General features: G+C 70.7%; 12 protein-coding genes. 6 read left to right on the forward strand and 6 right to left on the reverse strand.

Annotation, left to right across the window (positions count from 1 at the left end; translation table 11 throughout):
- Nucleotides 1-15: 15 nt before the first annotated feature.
- A complete protein-coding gene (locus L0965_RS12910; protein ID WP_101306342.1) occupies nt 16-465 on the forward strand; it encodes an RDD family protein in 450 nt (149 codons plus the stop codon).
- Between the two features lie 3 nt (nt 466-468).
- Here L0965_RS12910 and L0965_RS12915 read toward each other — a convergent pair whose 3' ends face one another.
- Complete coding sequence (locus L0965_RS12915) at nt 469-1,179, reverse strand: DUF4191 domain-containing protein (protein ID WP_101306343.1); 711 nt, start codon at nt 1,177-1,179, stop codon at nt 469-471.
- 148 nt (nt 1,180-1,327) lie between these two features.
- On the opposite strand from L0965_RS12915, the gene L0965_RS12920 reads away from it, so the two are divergent.
- Nucleotides 1,328-2,728, forward strand: coding sequence for a hypothetical protein (locus L0965_RS12920; RefSeq protein ID WP_101306344.1), 1,401 nt, complete (start codon nt 1,328-1,330; stop codon nt 2,726-2,728).
- Nucleotides 2,729-2,757: 29 nt separating this feature from the next.
- On the opposite strand, the gene sucB is transcribed toward L0965_RS12920, so the two are convergent.
- From sucB to L0965_RS12935, 3 genes are all read right to left on the reverse strand, one after another.
- Nucleotides 2,758-4,485 carry a 2-oxoglutarate dehydrogenase, E2 component, dihydrolipoamide succinyltransferase gene (gene sucB / locus L0965_RS12925; protein ID WP_101306345.1) on the reverse strand — a complete coding sequence of 576 codons (1,728 nt, stop codon included), beginning with the start codon at nt 4,483-4,485 and terminating at the stop codon, nt 2,758-2,760.
- A 105-nt stretch (nt 4,486-4,590) separates the two neighbouring features.
- Nucleotides 4,591-5,970 carry a dihydrolipoyl dehydrogenase gene (gene lpdA / locus L0965_RS12930; protein ID WP_101306346.1) on the reverse strand — a complete coding sequence of 460 codons (1,380 nt, stop codon included), beginning with the start codon at nt 5,968-5,970 and terminating at the stop codon, nt 4,591-4,593.
- The gene (locus L0965_RS12935) at nt 5,967-7,436 is read right to left on the reverse strand and encodes a leucyl aminopeptidase (RefSeq protein WP_101306347.1); all 1,470 of its coding nucleotides are present in this window, start codon (nt 7,434-7,436) and stop codon (nt 5,967-5,969) included. The genes lpdA and L0965_RS12935 overlap by 4 nt, the downstream gene beginning before the upstream one ends.
- Nucleotides 7,437-7,567: 131 nt before the next feature.
- Between L0965_RS12935 and L0965_RS12940 the strand changes: the two genes are divergently transcribed.
- The 3 genes from L0965_RS12940 to L0965_RS12950 all read left to right on the forward strand — a co-directional run bounded on the left by L0965_RS12940 (nt 7,568) and on the right by L0965_RS12950 (nt 10,796).
- Nucleotides 7,568-8,551 carry a proteasome assembly chaperone family protein gene (locus L0965_RS12940; RefSeq protein ID WP_101306348.1) on the forward strand — a complete coding sequence of 328 codons (984 nt, stop codon included), beginning with the start codon at nt 7,568-7,570 and terminating at the stop codon, nt 8,549-8,551.
- A gap of 206 nt (nt 8,552-8,757) precedes the next feature.
- Nucleotides 8,758-10,098: an RNA polymerase sigma factor gene (locus L0965_RS12945; protein WP_101306349.1), complete on the forward strand. Its 1,341-nt coding sequence runs from the start codon at nt 8,758-8,760 to the stop codon at nt 10,096-10,098.
- A complete protein-coding gene (locus L0965_RS12950) occupies nt 10,095-10,796 on the forward strand; it encodes a coenzyme F420-0:L-glutamate ligase (RefSeq protein WP_101306350.1) in 702 nt (233 codons plus the stop codon). Before L0965_RS12945 ends, L0965_RS12950 begins: the two co-directional genes overlap by 4 nt.
- Before the next feature lie 84 nt (nt 10,797-10,880).
- Here the strand turns inward: L0965_RS12950 and L0965_RS12955 are convergent, their stop codons facing one another.
- Nucleotides 10,881-11,906, reverse strand: coding sequence for a sugar-transfer associated ATP-grasp domain-containing protein (locus tag L0965_RS12955; RefSeq protein WP_101306351.1), 1,026 nt, complete (start codon nt 11,904-11,906; stop codon nt 10,881-10,883).
- 68 nt (nt 11,907-11,974) lie between these two features.
- Nucleotides 11,975-12,193, reverse strand: coding sequence for a hypothetical protein (locus tag L0965_RS12960; protein WP_060959546.1), 219 nt, complete (start codon nt 12,191-12,193; stop codon nt 11,975-11,977).
- A gap of 192 nt (nt 12,194-12,385) precedes the next feature.
- Here L0965_RS12960 and L0965_RS12965 point away from each other — a divergent pair, with 192 nt between their 5' ends.
- Nucleotides 12,386-14,458 (forward strand): type IIA DNA topoisomerase subunit B, encoded by a 2,073-nt coding sequence (locus tag L0965_RS12965; RefSeq protein ID WP_374198338.1) that lies wholly within the window; start codon nt 12,386-12,388, stop codon nt 14,456-14,458.
- The last annotated feature ends 232 nt before the right edge of the window (nt 14,459-14,690 follow it).

The raw sequence follows: 14,690 nt of genomic DNA on the forward strand, positions 1-14,690 counted from the left end.
GGATAAGCTGAGCCGGTGACAGCCGGTACGACTGAGAATACGGGACATTCCGACGACAGCTATCCCGGCGAGCGGCTCGGGTTGCCGCAGACCGGCGCGGGAAGCATCGCCCGGATCGGGCGCCGCATCGGCGCCCTGGCGATCGATCTGGCCACGGCGACCCTCATCGCGTACGCGTTCTTCCCGACGATCGACGAGGTCACCGGCTTCCGCAACGCCAACCCGTTGGCATCGAACATCATCTTCCTCGCGGTGCAGATCCTGTTCATCCCCACCCTGGGCGGCAGTCCGGGGCACCGGCTGCTCGGCATGAGGGTGATCCGTGTCGGCGGCGGGTGGACGGGACTGTGGCGGCCTCTCGTGCGGACGTTGCTGCTGGCGCTGGTCATCCCCGCCGTGATCTGGGATGCGGATCAGCGGGGACTGCACGACAAGGCCGCAGGGACCGTTCTCGTCAGAGGGTGACGGTCACCGCGGGCGGGGGGCGCGGGCGCGCATCGGGTCGATGCCCTTGGGGATCGGCAACGACGTCACCGACTGCGAGACGGAGTCCACGCGCTTGACGACGGCCGCCATCGTCGCGCGGTCGACCTTCTTCGGGAACGACTTGATCGTGGCCGAGAGCTTGGAGATCGGGATGTCGCCCTCGCCGTGACCGATGTAGAGCACGTTGATCGGCACTCCCGATGCCACGCGCTGCACCTTCATCTTCTCGTCGTTGACGAGCCGCGTCAGGCGTCCACGGGCACCTTCTCCGACGATGACCACGCCGCCGCGTCCGATGACGCGGTAGACGGCGTCCTGCGTCTTGGGGTTGACGCCGACGGGCATGTCGGAGGCGACCCAGCTGCGCCCGAGCGAGGTGGAGAGCACGTGCCCGGCGGCGCCCGGCATCCCGTCGAGCTTGATGTACATCGCACGCGTCGACAGGCGCGTGAGCACGATCATGGCGCCGAGCAGACCGAACAGCAGACCGGTGACGCCCCAGAGGATGATGCTCCAGATGGCGGCGGGCGGGATCAGGAAGCCCACGAGCACGCCGATGCCGATGCCCACGACGACGACCGCCGCCAGAACCCACGGAAGCCACGAGAACTCGGCCTTCGTGAAGGTGTACAGGGAGCGGAGCTGGGAGAAGAAGCCGGGGCCCTTCTCGGGAGCGGTACTGCGGGATGCCATGGCACACAGCCTACCGTCGCGGGGCAGCCCGCACGCGCGGGCGTACGCCTGCCCACGCACCTCCTCCCCAGCCGTCGGATCTCCCGCATCGTCCACAGATGAGGGGCGGCGGAGTCAGCGCGCCAGGCCGCTCCACGACGCTCGGAGCATGACGTTCGACGCCTCTCCGCTCGCCCCGCCGCCGATGCTGCGGACGCTGCGCGCGGACGAATCGCCGTTCCCCGGCGTCCTGCGGGCCGGAGACCCGCCGACGGTGTGGGTGCCCGCCGATGAGCTTCCCGACGCCGTGTGGCGGGCGCGCGGCGACGAACACGTGCTGGCGCCCGTGGACGTCGCCCGCTCCGCCGACGGCCATGTGGCGCTGCTGCCGCACTGCGCGCAGCGCCTGGCGACGGTCATCGCTGCCGGTGCGCCGCTGTCGCCGGGAGCCGCGGTCACCGCGGCGATCAGCATGCTGCGCGGCGCGGTGGAGGCCCTGCGCTGCGGCATCTCGATGGGAACGTGGTGGGTGGATGCCGATGGTCGCCCTGTCCTGGCCGCGGACGGCTCCGCGCCGTGGCGGCAGGAGACGGTGCGGATGCTGGAACTGCTGTCCGACGACTCTCGCGGCTCTCGCGGCTCTCGCGGCTCTCGCGGCGCACTCGGTGCCGCGCTCGCGGAGGCGATCGAGCTCGTGTCCGCCGACGAGATCACTCCGCGTCGGCACGAGCGCGTGGAGCAAGCCCTGTTCTCGGCGGCGGAGCCCTCATCGCTGATCGGCGACGAGCGGCAGGAGGACGCGACGTCGCGCCCGCGGCGCGCGGCGACGGTGCGGATCGCGGACGACAGCCCCGTGACCGGCACGGCACGCCTCGCCGGAGGGGCCGGCCGGCTGTTCGATCATCACCTCGTCGAGCGTGCGCATGAGGCGATCCGTGCGACCGCCTCGTCGATCTCGCGGTTGCGCGAGATCCGCGGACGCGCGCAGGTGACACCGCATCGGCACGCCCGCGGCGGTGAGCCGGCGGTTCCGAGCGCCGCGGCGTCGCCGGCGCGGCGCTCGCACCGTCACCGCGCTCCCGCGCTCGTCGCCGCGGCCATCGCCCTGGTCGTGGTCGGCGTCGGCGTGGCATGGCCCGTCGACGACGCGCCATCGGCGGCGATCGGCACCACCTCCACGGGCGCGCGCGGCTCCGCCTCCGAGGGGGCGAGCACGCCCTCCCCGACGGCGACGGCACCGCGGGCCGCACCGACCGCGGCGCCGACCGCGGGAGCGGGCGTGGACGCCGCAGACGAGCGCGCACAGGTCGACGGCCTGCTGTCGGAGCTCGCCGCGTGCGTCGCCGGCGGCGTGTGCGACGGCGTCCTGGAAGATCCGACCGCCTCGATGCCGGTCGGGGTCGCGACCGACGCCGCTGCCGCGCGTCGCATCGACGTGCTGGACGAGTACGGCGGCGTCGCGGTCTACCGCATCAGCGCCGACGGGCGGGCGCCGCAGGTGGTCGTCCTCGTCAGCACCGACGGAAAATGGCTGGTCCGCGACGTGTACGACGTCGCGGACCAGCCATGAGGACGACCCGGGTGAGCGGGGCGCCCGAATCAGATGCCGAGCGTGCTCTCGAACTGCGCGTCCTCGAGGCGCGTCTTGACCGCGCCCAGGAAGCGCGCCGCGTCGGCGCCGTCGATGATGCGGTGGTCGTAGGACAGCGCGAGGTACACGTAGGAGCGGACCGCGATCGCCTCGACGCCGTCGACCTTCACGATGCCGGGCTCCTTGACGACCGCACCCGTACCGAGGATCGCGGACTGCGGAAGGAACACCACCGGAGTGTCGAACAGCGCGCCGCGCGAACCCGTGTTCGTCACGGTGAACGTGCCACCGGCGAGCTCGTCGGGCTTCAGCTTGTTGTCGCGCGTCCGCGCCGCCAGGTCGGCGATCTCCGAGGAGATGCCGGCGAGCGTCTTGCCGCCCGCATCGCGCACCACCGGGGTGAGCAGACCGCGCTCGGTGTCCACCGCGATCGAGATGTTCTCGGTCGCCGGGTACACGATGTCGGTGCCGTCGACGGTCGCGTTGATGACCGGGAACGCCTGCAGCGCCTCGGCGGCGGCGAGCACGAAGAACGGCAGGAACGACAGCTTGCCGCCCGTCTTGGCGACGAAGTCCTTCTGGACCGCGGCCCGGTACGCCGCGACCTTGGTCACGTCGACCTTGACGACGGTCGTCAGCTGAGCCGTCTGCTGCATGGATGCGACGGCGCGCTCGGCGAGGACCTTGCGCAGGCGCGACATCGGCTGCGTCGTGCCGCGCAGCGGCGACACCTCCAGAGGCGCGGGCGCCGCGGCGGCGGGAGCCGCAGCGGGCGCGGCCGGGGCGCTCTGGGCGGCCTCGGCGGCCTTGAGGACGTCCTCCTTGCGGATGCGTCCACCGACCCCGGTGCCGACGACGGAGGCGAGGTCGACGCCCTGCTGCTGCGCGAGGCGTCGGACCAGCGGCGTCACATAGGTCGCGACGTCGTCGTCCGTCGCCGCGGCGGCGGGAGCCGGTGCAGGAGCGGCCGGCGCGGCGGGAGCAGCAGCCGGAGCGGGAGCGGCAGCCGGAGCGGGAGCAGCAGCCGGAGCGGGAGCGGCAGCCGGAGCGGGAGCAGCAGCCGGAGCGGGAGCGGCAGCCGGTGCAGCGGGCTCGGGAGCGGGCGCCGCGGCGGCCGGGGCGGGCGCCCCGGAGCCGATGCGGGCGAGCGTGGCGCCGACGGCGACCGTCTCGTCCTCGGAGACGAGGATCTCCTGCAGCGTGCCGGCCACGGGCGAGGGGATCTCGGTGTCGACCTTGTCGGTCGAGATCTCCAGCAGCGGCTCGTCGACCGCCACGTCGTCGCCGACCTGCTTCAGCCAGCGCGTGACGGTGCCCTCGGTGACGCTCTCGCCCAGCTCGGGCAGGACCACGTCCTTCGCGTCGCCGGAGGCGGCGGGCGCCTCGGCCGGCGCGGGCGCGGCAGGCGCTTCGCTCTGTGCGGGCGCGGCGGGCGCGGGCTCGGCCTCGGGCGCGCTCTGCGCGGCGGCGGGCGCGTCGCCGGAGGCCGGGGCGGCGGAGCCGTCGCCGATCTTCGCCAGGACGGCGCCGACCTCGACGGTCTCGTCCTCGGCCACGAGGATCTCCTCGATCACACCGCTGACGGGGGAGGGGATCTCCGTGTCGACCTTGTCGGTCGAGATCTCGAGCAGCCCTTCGTCGGCCTGGATCGTGTCACCGACCTTCTTGAGCCAACGGGTGACCGTTCCCTCGGTGACGCTCTCTCCGAGCGCGGGGAGGACCACGGATGTGCTCATGACTGTGTCTCCTTCAGAAGTTCGATGTCCGACAACTAGCTTAGTGACCCTTGCGACCGCACAGCGGCCCGGGCGTCGGACGCGGGTTGGGGTGGCGGATGGGGCTCAGATGGCGTGCAGCGGCTTGCCCGCCAGGGCGAGGAAGGCCTCTCCGAGGGCCTCGCTCTGCGTGGGATGGGCGTGGACGTAGGGGGCGATGTCCTCGGGATGGGCCTCCCAGCCGACGGCCAGCTGACCCTCGGTGATGAGCTCGCCGACCCGATCCCCGACCAGGTGGACCCCGACGACGGGGCCGTCGGCGACCCGCACGACCTTGACGATGCCGCCCGTGCCGATGATCTCGCTGCGTCCGTTGCCGGCGAGGTTGTACTCGTACGCGACGACGGCGTCGCCGTGGGCCGCGCGCGCTGCGGCTTCCGTGATGCCCACCGACGCGACCTCCGGGTGGGAGTAGGTCACGCGCGGGATCGTGTGCTCGGGCACCGCGATGGGGGAGAGCCCGGCGATCTCCTCCGCGACGAAGATCCCCTGCTGGAACCCGCGGTGGGCCAGCTGCAGGCCGGGGACGATGTCGCCGGCCGCCCACACGTGGGCCACGCTCGTGCGCAGGCGGTCATCGACGACGACGAAGCCGCGCTCGATGCCGACGCCGGCCTCCTCGAATCCCAGGTCGGCCGTCGCCGGGCCGCGCCCGACGGCGACCAGCAGGTAGTCGGCCGACAGCTCGCTGCCGTCCTCGAGAACGAGCGTGACCGCGGCATCCGTGGGCGTCACCGACGCGAAGCGCGACCCGAGCCGTGCCGTGATGCCCCGCTTGCGGAAGGCACGTTCCAGCGCCTTGCTCGAGGAGACGTCCTCCGCGGGGACCAGGTGATCGAGGGCCTCGACGATCGTGACCTCGGCCCCCATCGACCGCCAGGCGCTCGCGAACTCGACGCCGATCACGCCACCTCCGAGGACGATGACGGATGCCGGCACCTCTGTCAGGGCGAGGGCCTCCTCGCTCGAGAGGATGCGCCCGCCGATCTGGATCCCCGGGAGCGTGCGCGTGTAGGAACCGGTCGCGAGCAGCACGTCGGTGCCGCGATAGAGGTCCTCGCCGACGGCGACCGCCGGCCCGTCGGCATCCACCGTGAGCCGTCCGGCTCCGGCGACGACCGTGATCCCGCGCGCCTTCACGAGACCCTCGAGACCCTTGTACTTCTTGGCGACGATGCCCTCGCGGAACGCCGTGACGGCGGCCGCGTCGATGCCCTCGAACGAGGCGCGCACGCCCACCTGGGCGGCGTCGCGCACGCTGTCGGCGACTTCCGCCGCGTGGAGGATCGCCTTCGTCGGGATGCAGCCGCGGTGCAGGCAGGTCCCGCCGAGCTTGTCCTTCTCCACGAGCACCACCGAACGGCCGAGCTCGGCCGCTCGCAGGGCGGCGGCGTAGCCGGCGGAGCCTCCGCCGAGGACCACCAGGTCGGCGCGGTGTTCGGTCATCGTGCGTCTCCTTCGACGAATGCGAGCAGCGAACGGATGGTCGCCGCGGTCGGACCTTTGTCCGTGGCACCGGTGGCGGATTTCGTGGATCCGCTGCCGGCGATGTCCAGGTGCACCCAGGGGATGCGGGGCGCGTCCTCGGCATCGGACGTGCGTCCGACGAATCGCTGGAGGAACAGTCCCGCGAACAGCGAGCCCCCGGTGGGGTCGCCGATCTTCGCGTTGACGAGGTCGGCGATGGGGGAGTCGAGCTCCTCCTCCATGTGGGCGGGAAGCGGCAGCGGCCACGCGGGCTCGTCGACGGATGCGGCGGCCTCGAGATACTCCGCGACCGCGTCCTCGCTTCCCATGACCCCGGTGTGCCGCGATCCGAGCGCGACCGAGATCGCACCGGTCAGCGTCGCGACGTCGATGAGGACGTCGGGGCGGGTGCGGCTCGCCGCCACCAGACCGTCGGCCAGCACCAGTCGCCCCTCCGCGTCGGTGTTCAGCACCTCGACGGTCGTCCCGCCGAGGATGCGCAGCACGTCGCCGGGGCGGATCGCGCGGCCGGAGGGCATGTTGTCGGCGAGACACAGCCATGCCGACACGCGCACCGGCAGCCGCAGCTGCGCCGCCGCGCGTACGACGGCGAGCACCGTCGCCGCACCGCACATGTCGTACTTCATACCGACCATGCCGGCCGCGGGCTTCAAGGACAGGCCGCCCGTGTCGAAGGTGATGCCCTTGCCGACGAGCGCGACATGCCGAAGGGCGTCGGCCGGGTGGTAGTCCACCCGCACGAGTCGCGGGGGGCGATCCGACCCCTGGCCCACGCCGAGGATTCCGCCGTATCCGCCCTCGGCCAGCTGCGTCTCGTCGAGCACCTCGACCTCGACGGGGAGGTCGCGCAGGACGTCCACGGCGGCATACGCGACATCCTGGGGGCCGAGCCATTCGGCGGGGGTGTGCACGAGGTCCTTGACCAGCGCGGCCGCCGCACCGACGGCGCGGACGCGTTCGAGCTCCGACTCCGACGGCGCGTGGTCCGCCCGCAGGATGACGCGACGGGCACGAGCCGGCGCCGCGGTGGTCTTGTATCCGTCGAACCGGTAGCCGCCGAGGACGGCGCCCTCCGCCGCACCGCGCCAGCCGTCGGCATCCGCGCCCACGGCCTCGATCGCGATGGTGTCGAAGCCCGCCGTGGTGCGGATCGCGGCGCCGACCGAGTCGCGCAGCGCCGACGCCCCGGGGCGCGAACCTGTTCCGACGACGATCAGGGGGAGACGGGTGGAGTCGGCCACCGCGACGCGGATCGCCCCGCCCGCAGCGCCCGTGAAGCCGACCGCCTCGAGAGCGTCGGACAGGCCGGGCCAGTGCCCCAGCTCGTCGGCGACCTCCTCGAGAGGCGGCAGGGCCAGGACGAGGGCATCCGCCTCGATCCCGCGCAGAGGGTCGGTGGTGTACGACAGCTCGGGAAACGCCATGACCTCCATCCTAGGTTTGCCGTTCGCCGCGGTGGCGTGCGCCCGCCCCCCACCGGCGCGCCGCCCGCGCGTCGTGTTCGCTGTCAGCGGCACGCGGCGCCGCACGCGGCGGGGGCTCGTACAGTGGAACCATGCCCTTGAGCGGTCCCCTCTACGAGCGCGTCGCGTCGGCCCCACCCGTGCCCGCGGGCATCCCGATGGTGATCGTGCTGACCGGATTCACGGATGCCGGCGGTGCGGTCTCGCAGATGGTCGACATCTTCCGCGAGGACCTGGATCCGGCGCCGCTGGTGACCTTCTCGGCCGACGTGCTCCTCGACTACCGTGCGCGGCGCCCCACGATCACCTTCGACGCCGACCATCTCTCGGACTACCGCCCTCCGCGGCTGGAGCTGTCGCTCGCGCACGACGCGATCGGCCAGCCGTTCGTGCTCCTCGCCGGGTACGAGCCCGATTTCGCCTGGGAGTCGTTCGCGGAGACGGTCATCGGGCTCGCCGAGGGCCTTCAGGTGTCCTCGGTGACCTGGGTCCACGCCATCCCGATGCCGGTGCCCCACACGCGCCCCATCGGAACGACCGTCAGCGGCACCCGCAGCGATCTGACGCAGGCGCACTCCGTGTGGCAGCCGCACACGCAGGTGCCGGCGACCGTGGGACATCTGCTCGAGCACCGCTTCGCGCAGACCGGCGCCTCCGTCTCGGGGTTCGTTCTCCTCGTGCCGCACTACCTCGCCGACACCGACTATCCCGCCGCGGCGTTGGCCGGTCTCGACAGCCTGTCGGTCGCGACGGGCCTCGTCTTCGACGCGGACGGCGTGCGCGAGGAGAACCGGGAGTACGTCTCGAAGGTCGACGACCAGGTCGAGGGCAATCCCGAGCTGACCGCGATGCTGCGTACTCTCGAGGAGCGGTACGACTCCTACATGGCCGGCTCCAACCTGGGCCAGCCGATCATCCACACCGGAGATCTGCCCAGCGCCGATGAGCTCGCCGCCGAGCTCGAGCGCTTCCTCGCCGATCGTCGCACCGATGACCACCGCCGCGACGACGACCGCCGCGGCGAGGACCGCAAGGGCGACGAATGGCGCGGCGACGACCGGCGCGGCCGGCGCTGAGGGGAATGCCCGCCCGTCCCACGACGTTGTGGATGCTGTGGGGATCCTGATCGACTGTTGCGCACGGTGGATCCGATGATGTATGCGACAATGGATCCCTGACCCGTTGTCGACCGAAGGCCGTTTCCCCTGGAAGCGGCTGCGGACTTGACAAGGGTCTTACTCCTGTCCGAAAACCCGGCGCTCCCGTCGGTGAAAGGCAAGACGTGACCTCAGGCACGAAGACCACCCGCTCCCGCAAGGTCGAGGAGGAGGAAGCCACGGAGTCCACCACGGAACAGGCCACGAAGAAGCCGGCGGCCAAGAAGGCTCCTGCCAAGGCGCCGGCGAAGGCGAAGGCCGCCCCCAAGACGGCTGCGAAGAAGGCCACGTCGGACGACGACGAGGAGCTGGACGACGACGTCGAGCTCGATGAGGCCGACATCGACGACACCGCCGACGAGGCGACGGACGACGACGCGGAAGACGCTCCCGCGGCCGCGGCCGCCAAGAAGGGCGACGGGGAGGACGACGACGAGGAAGAGGACGGCGCGACCAAGCCGGCCTTCTCCGAGCCGCTGCCGACCGGCGCGATCGTCATCTCGTCGAGCGACGAGGACGATGTCCCGGTCTACTCGACGCAGATCACCGGCGCGACCGCCGACCCGGTCAAGGACTACCTGAAGCAGATCGGCAAGGTGCCGCTGCTGAACGCGGCCGAAGAGGTCGAGCTCGCGATGCGCATCGAGGCGGGTCTGTTCGCCGAGGAGAAGCTGTCGCACATGTCGGCCGCCGAGAAGTCGAGCCAGCTCGGCCTCGACCTCCAGTGGGTCGCCCGCGACGGACAGCGCGCCAAGAGCCACCTGCTCGGCGCCAACCTGCGCCTCGTCGTCTCGCTGGCCAAGCGCTACACGGGCCGCGGCATGCAGTTCCTGGATCTGATCCAGGAGGGCAACCTCGGTCTCATCCGCGCGGTCGAGAAGTTCGACTACACCAAGGGCTTCAAGTTCTCGACGTACGCGACGTGGTGGATCCGCCAGGCCATCACCCGCGCCATGGCGGACCAGGCGCGCACCATCCGCATCCCCGTGCACATGGTCGAGGTCATCAACAAGCTCGCCCGCGTGCAGCGCCAGATGCTCCAGGATCTGGGACGCGAGCCCACGCCCGAGGAGCTGTCGCGCGAGCTCGACATGACCCCCGAGAAGGTCATCGAGGTGCAGAAGTACGGCCGCGAGCCGATCTCGCTGCACACCCCGCTCGGCGAGGACGGCGACAGCGAGTTCGGTGACCTGATCGAGGACACCGAGGCCGTCGTGCCCGCGGATGCCGTCGGGTTCACGATGCTGCAGCGTCAGCTCGAGTCGCTGCTCGACTCGCTGAGCGAGCGCGAGGCGGGCGTGATCCGCATGCGTTTCGGTCTCGGCGACGGGCAGCCGAAGACGCTCGACCAGATCGGCGACACGTTCGGGGTCACCCGCGAGCGCATCCGCCAGATCGAGTCGAAGACGATGGCCAAGCTCCGCCACCCGTCGCGGTCGCAGTCGCTGCGGGACTATCTCGAATGAGCGCCGACGTTCCCAACGACGGCAAGGTGCTCACCGTCACCGTCGAGGGGACGACGTTCGCGCGGATCCCGATCCGCACGCGCGTCGTCATGCCCGGCGACGACCTGGACGCGTTCGTGACGGAGTACGCCGCGGCCGAGGTGACGGAGGGGGACCTCCTCTTCGTGACCGAGAAGATCGTCGCGATCACGCAGGGCCGCTCCTACACCCTCGACGAGATCCAGCCGCGTGCCCTCGCGCGCTTCCTCTCGAAGTACGTCACCAAGACCTCGTACGGCATCGGCCTCGGCATGCCCGAGACCATGGAGATGGCGCTGCGCGAATGCGGCACCGTGCGCATCCTGTTCGCGGCCGCGGTGAGCGCCGTCACGAAGCTGTTCGGGCGACGGGGCGACTTCTACCGCATCGCCGGTGACAAGGCGCGCGCGATCGACGGGCCCACGAGCGGCACCATCCCGCCCTACAACCGTGCGGTCGTGCTCGGACCGACCAAGCCGGCCGAGGTCGCGACGCGACTGCGGACGCTCCTCGGCGGGCAGGTGGAGGTCGCCGTCGTCGACATCAACGACATCGGCGGCAACATCCTCGGCTCGACGCTCGACAAGGCGGGGGAGCGCCGGCTCGTGCGCATCCTGGCCGACAACCCGCTCGGGCAAGGCCACGAGTCGACTCCGCTGGGAATCATCCGCACCGTCTGAGCCCCACGACGCGAGAACGCCGGCGCCTCCGATTCGGGAGCGCCGGCGTTCTCTCGCGTCGAGGGAGTGTCTTGCCGCGTGCGCTCAGAACCCCATCGCGGCGCGATAGCGCGGCAGGTGTCCGTGCCGGATGCCGGTGGCCGACGGCTTGTTCTCGAAGACGCCCGCACCCCAGTTGCCCTCGACCAGCACGGGACCGGTCGGCGTCACGACGATGTCCCAGCCGACGTAGCGCACCTCGGGGATGACCAGGGCGACGTCCGAGATGAGGGCGCGCACCTCGTCGATCATCGGCAGTCGATACTCCACGATGCGAAAGCCCGTGTCGGGGTGGGTCTCGAACAGCTCGCCCGACGTGGAGTAGCCCATGCCCATCGCGCGCCCGTCCTCGTGCAGCGCCGTGTAGAAGCCGCCGAACGACGCCTGGTCGCTCACCTGGCCCCGCCCGAACTTCTGGGCCATGTTGATGATCTCGACCGTGCCGTCGTCCTTGACGAACGTGGTCACCCGCGTCGTGTTGGCGGTTCCGGGGGCGATCGCCTCGAGATCCGGATGCTGGACGATGCGCTCCTCGATGAGCACCTCGCCCTTGTTCCTCAGCTCCGCGTGGAACGCCTCCCAGTCGGTCACCTCGGCGGCGTCGTAGCGGCGCACGCCGAGCCCGGACTTGCTGACGGGGACCTTGGCGATGAAGACCGGATGCCGCTGCGCGAAGGCACGCAGTTCCTCGGCGTTGCCCGGCACGAGCTCGAGCCACTCACGCCCGAGGAAACGATCGAAGTCGCGGTTGAAGTCGACCTTGTGGTGGAACCGGTGGACCTGGGCGGGATCGTCGTAGCGGTTGGACAGCTCGAGGGCGAGGGGACTCGTGACCCAGGTGGCGCGCTCGGCCCGCGTGAGGATCGCGAAGTCGAACTCCATGTAGTCGTTGAACCCGACGCGGTGGCGCGCCGCCGACCAGAGCATGTCCACCAGTACGAGCGGATAGCTCTTGCCGTGGACGTTCGCGGTGAACCGCGCCCGCTCCGTCAGCGAGGCGACGTCGAGCCCGCGGGCGCGTTCGACGAGGACCGCGAAGCGGTGGAACAGCGGAAGGCCTCGAGATGCCATGGCAGAGTCCTCCCAGGGACGAGCGGGAACGGGGTTCCCCTCAGTCTACGTGGGGGCCTGCGTGAGGCTCAGCGCGCCTCGGCGAGGCGTGCGGTCTCGTCGTGCCACGACGTGGCGACGGCCCGCAGCTTCTCCTCGTACTTGCGTCCGTGGTGCGCGCAGAACAGCAGCTCGCTGCCGTTCACCTCGGCGGCGATGTAGGCCTGGGCACCACACGAGTCGCAACGGTCCGTTGCGCTCAGTCGGTACTCGAGGACGTCGGGCTCTGCGGTGGTCGACATGCTCATTTCGGGTCCTCCTCGGTACATGAGTTGCGGTGCGGTGTCATGACATACAACCACGCCCTGGCCGCAGGAATGCCGCGATCCGGTCACATTTCGCTGTGCGCGTACCCCGCCGCGGTCCGGGAATACGGCGGTTCGGGAACGGAGTGTGTGTCGCGGCCGCAGTGTCGGCGGGGCTGGATACGCTTGAGGATTGTGACAGCCGAGTATTCCGCCCACCACCTGCAGGTGCTCGAGGGCCTGGAGGCCGTCCGCAAGCGCCCCGGCATGTACATCGGGTCCACCGACTCCCGGGGACTCATGCACTGCGTCTGGGAGATCATCGACAACTCCGTCGACGAGGCCCTCGCCGGCTACGGGTCGCGTATCGACGTCGTCCTCCACGACGACGGCAGCGTGGAGGTGCGCGACCGGGCCCGCGGCATCCCCGTCGACGTCGAGCCCCGCACCGGCCTCACGGGCGTCGAGGTCGTCTTCACCAAGCTGCACGCCGGCGGCAAGTTCGGCGGAGGCTCGTATGCGGCATCCGGTGGTCTGCACGGCGTGGGCGCCTCCGTCGTCAACGCCCTCTCCGAGCGTCTCGACGTCGAGGTCGATCGCGGCGGCAAGACGTACGCCATGTCGTTCCGCCGGGGAGAGCCCGGTCGCTTCGACGGCCCGAGCCCCGATTCCGCGTTCACGCCGTTCGAGCGCGCGTCCGAGCTGCGGGTCATCGGCAAGGCGGCCAAGGGCGTCACGGGCACCCGCATCCGCTACTGGGCCGATCGGCAGATCTTCACGAAGGATGCGACGTTCCATGCCGACGAGCTCGAGCAGCGCGCGCGGCAGACGGCCTTCCTCATCCCCGGCCTCGAGATCGCGATCGTCGACCAGCGCGGAGCCGAGGTCGTCGAGACGACCCACCGCTACGACGGCGGCATCTCCGAGTTCGCCGAGTTCCTCGCGCCCGACGCGGCCATCACCGACACATGGCGGCTGACGGGCACGGGCACGTTCACGGAGACCGTCCCCGTGCTCCAGGCCGGCGGCGCCATGGTGCCGACCGAGGTCGAGCGCGAGTGCGAGGTCGACATCGCGTTGCGGTGGGGCACCGGCTACGACACGGTCACGCGGTCCTTCGTCAACATCATCGCGACGCCGAAGGGCGGAACCCACCAGGCCGGCTTCGAGCAGGGCCTGATGAAGGTCGTCCGCACGCAGGTGGAGCAGAACGCGCGGCGTCTGAAGGTGGGCGCGGGCGAGAAGCTCGAGAAGGACGACATCCTCGCCGGGCTGACGACCGTCCTGACCGTGCGCCTGCCCGAGCCGCAGTTCGAAGGACAGACCAAGGAGATCCTGGGAACCCCGGCGGTGCGCACGATCGTGGCGAACGTCGTCGCCAAGGAGCTCGGGGAGCGGTTCGCCTCGACCAAGCGCGACGACAAGTCGCAGACCGCCCTGCTGCTGGACAAGGTCGTCTCGGAGATGAAGGCGCGCATCTCCGCGCGCACCCACAAGGAGACCCAGCGCCGCAAGAACGCGCTGGAGTCGTCGTCGCTGCCCGCCAAGCTCGCGGATTGCCGCACCTCCGACGTCGAGCACTCCGAGCTGTTCATCGTCGAGGGCGACTCCGCCCTCGGCACGGCCAAGCTCGCGCGCAACAGCGAGTACCAGGCCCTCCTACCGATCCGCGGCAAGATCCTCAACGTGCAGAAGGCGTCGATCAGCGACATGCTCTCGAACGCCGAATGCGCCGCGATCATCCAGACCATCGGTGCCGGCTCCGGCCGCAGCTTCGACCTCGAGGCGGCGCGCTACGGCAAGATCATCCTCATGAGCGACGCCGACGTCGACGGTGCGCACATCCGCACGCTCCTGCTGACGCTGTTCTTCCGCTACATGCGCCCGCTCATCGAGGCGGGACGGGTGTACGCGGCCGTGCCGCCGCTGCACCGGGTCATCGTCGTCAATCCGGGATCGAAGCCGAACGAGACGATCTACACCTACTCGGAGCAGGAGCTGCACACCTTGCTCGCGAAGGTGCAGAAGTCGGGGCGCCGGTGGCAGGAGCCCGTCCAGCGCTACAAGGGTCTCGGCGAGATGGATGCGGACCAGCTGGCGGAGACCACCATGGATCGTGCCGGGCGGCTGCTGCGGCGCGTCCGGGTCCAGGATGCCGAGGCCGTCTCGGGCGTCTTCGAGCTCCTCATGGGCAGCGACGTGGCACCCCGGCGCGACTTCATCGTCACCTCGAGCGACAAGCTGGACCGCGAGGCGATCGACGCCTGAGGGCCCCTGAAAACGCGCGGGGCCCGAAACCGATCTGGGGGGATTCGGTCTCGGGCCATCGCCGCGGCTACGGGGGACATCCGGATGACGACGAAACCAGATCGGTCTCCTCGTCCCCGAAATCACGGACGTCACGCGCCGTGCCCTGTGAAGAACCGACTGGGGATCAGCTCTTCGGCTAGATAAACAGTAGGCGCGCGAAGATGGCCACGACCTCGACGATAGGCGGATT

Origin of the sequence: Microbacterium sp. NFH-22A-Y (genome assembly GCF_021401375.1) — a bacterium.
GTDB lineage: Bacteria > Actinomycetota > Actinomycetes > Actinomycetales > Microbacteriaceae > Microbacterium > Microbacterium hominis.

Excerpts from the sequence above, each read along its gene's own strand:
- L0965_RS12915 (WP_101306343.1), bottom strand. The coding sequence starts at position 1,179 with ATGGCATCCCGCAGTACCGCTCCCGAGAAGGGCCCCGGCTTCTTCTCC.
- L0965_RS12920 (WP_101306344.1), top strand. The coding sequence starts at position 1,328 with ATGACGTTCGACGCCTCTCCGCTCGCCCCGCCGCCGATGCTGCGGACG.
- sucB (WP_101306345.1), bottom strand. The coding sequence starts at position 4,485 with ATGAGCACATCCGTGGTCCTCCCCGCGCTCGGAGAGAGCGTCACCGAG.
- lpdA (WP_101306346.1), bottom strand. The coding sequence starts at position 5,970 with ATGACCGAACACCGCGCCGACCTGGTGGTCCTCGGCGGAGGCTCCGCC.
- L0965_RS12935 (WP_101306347.1), bottom strand. The coding sequence starts at position 7,436 with ATGGCGTTTCCCGAGCTGTCGTACACCACCGACCCTCTGCGCGGGATC.
- L0965_RS12940 (WP_101306348.1), top strand. The coding sequence starts at position 7,568 with ATGCCCTTGAGCGGTCCCCTCTACGAGCGCGTCGCGTCGGCCCCACCC.
- L0965_RS12950 (WP_101306350.1), top strand. The coding sequence starts at position 10,095 with ATGAGCGCCGACGTTCCCAACGACGGCAAGGTGCTCACCGTCACCGTC.
- L0965_RS12955 (WP_101306351.1), bottom strand. The coding sequence starts at position 11,906 with ATGGCATCTCGAGGCCTTCCGCTGTTCCACCGCTTCGCGGTCCTCGTC.
- L0965_RS12960 (WP_060959546.1), bottom strand. The coding sequence starts at position 12,193 with ATGAGCATGTCGACCACCGCAGAGCCCGACGTCCTCGAGTACCGACTG.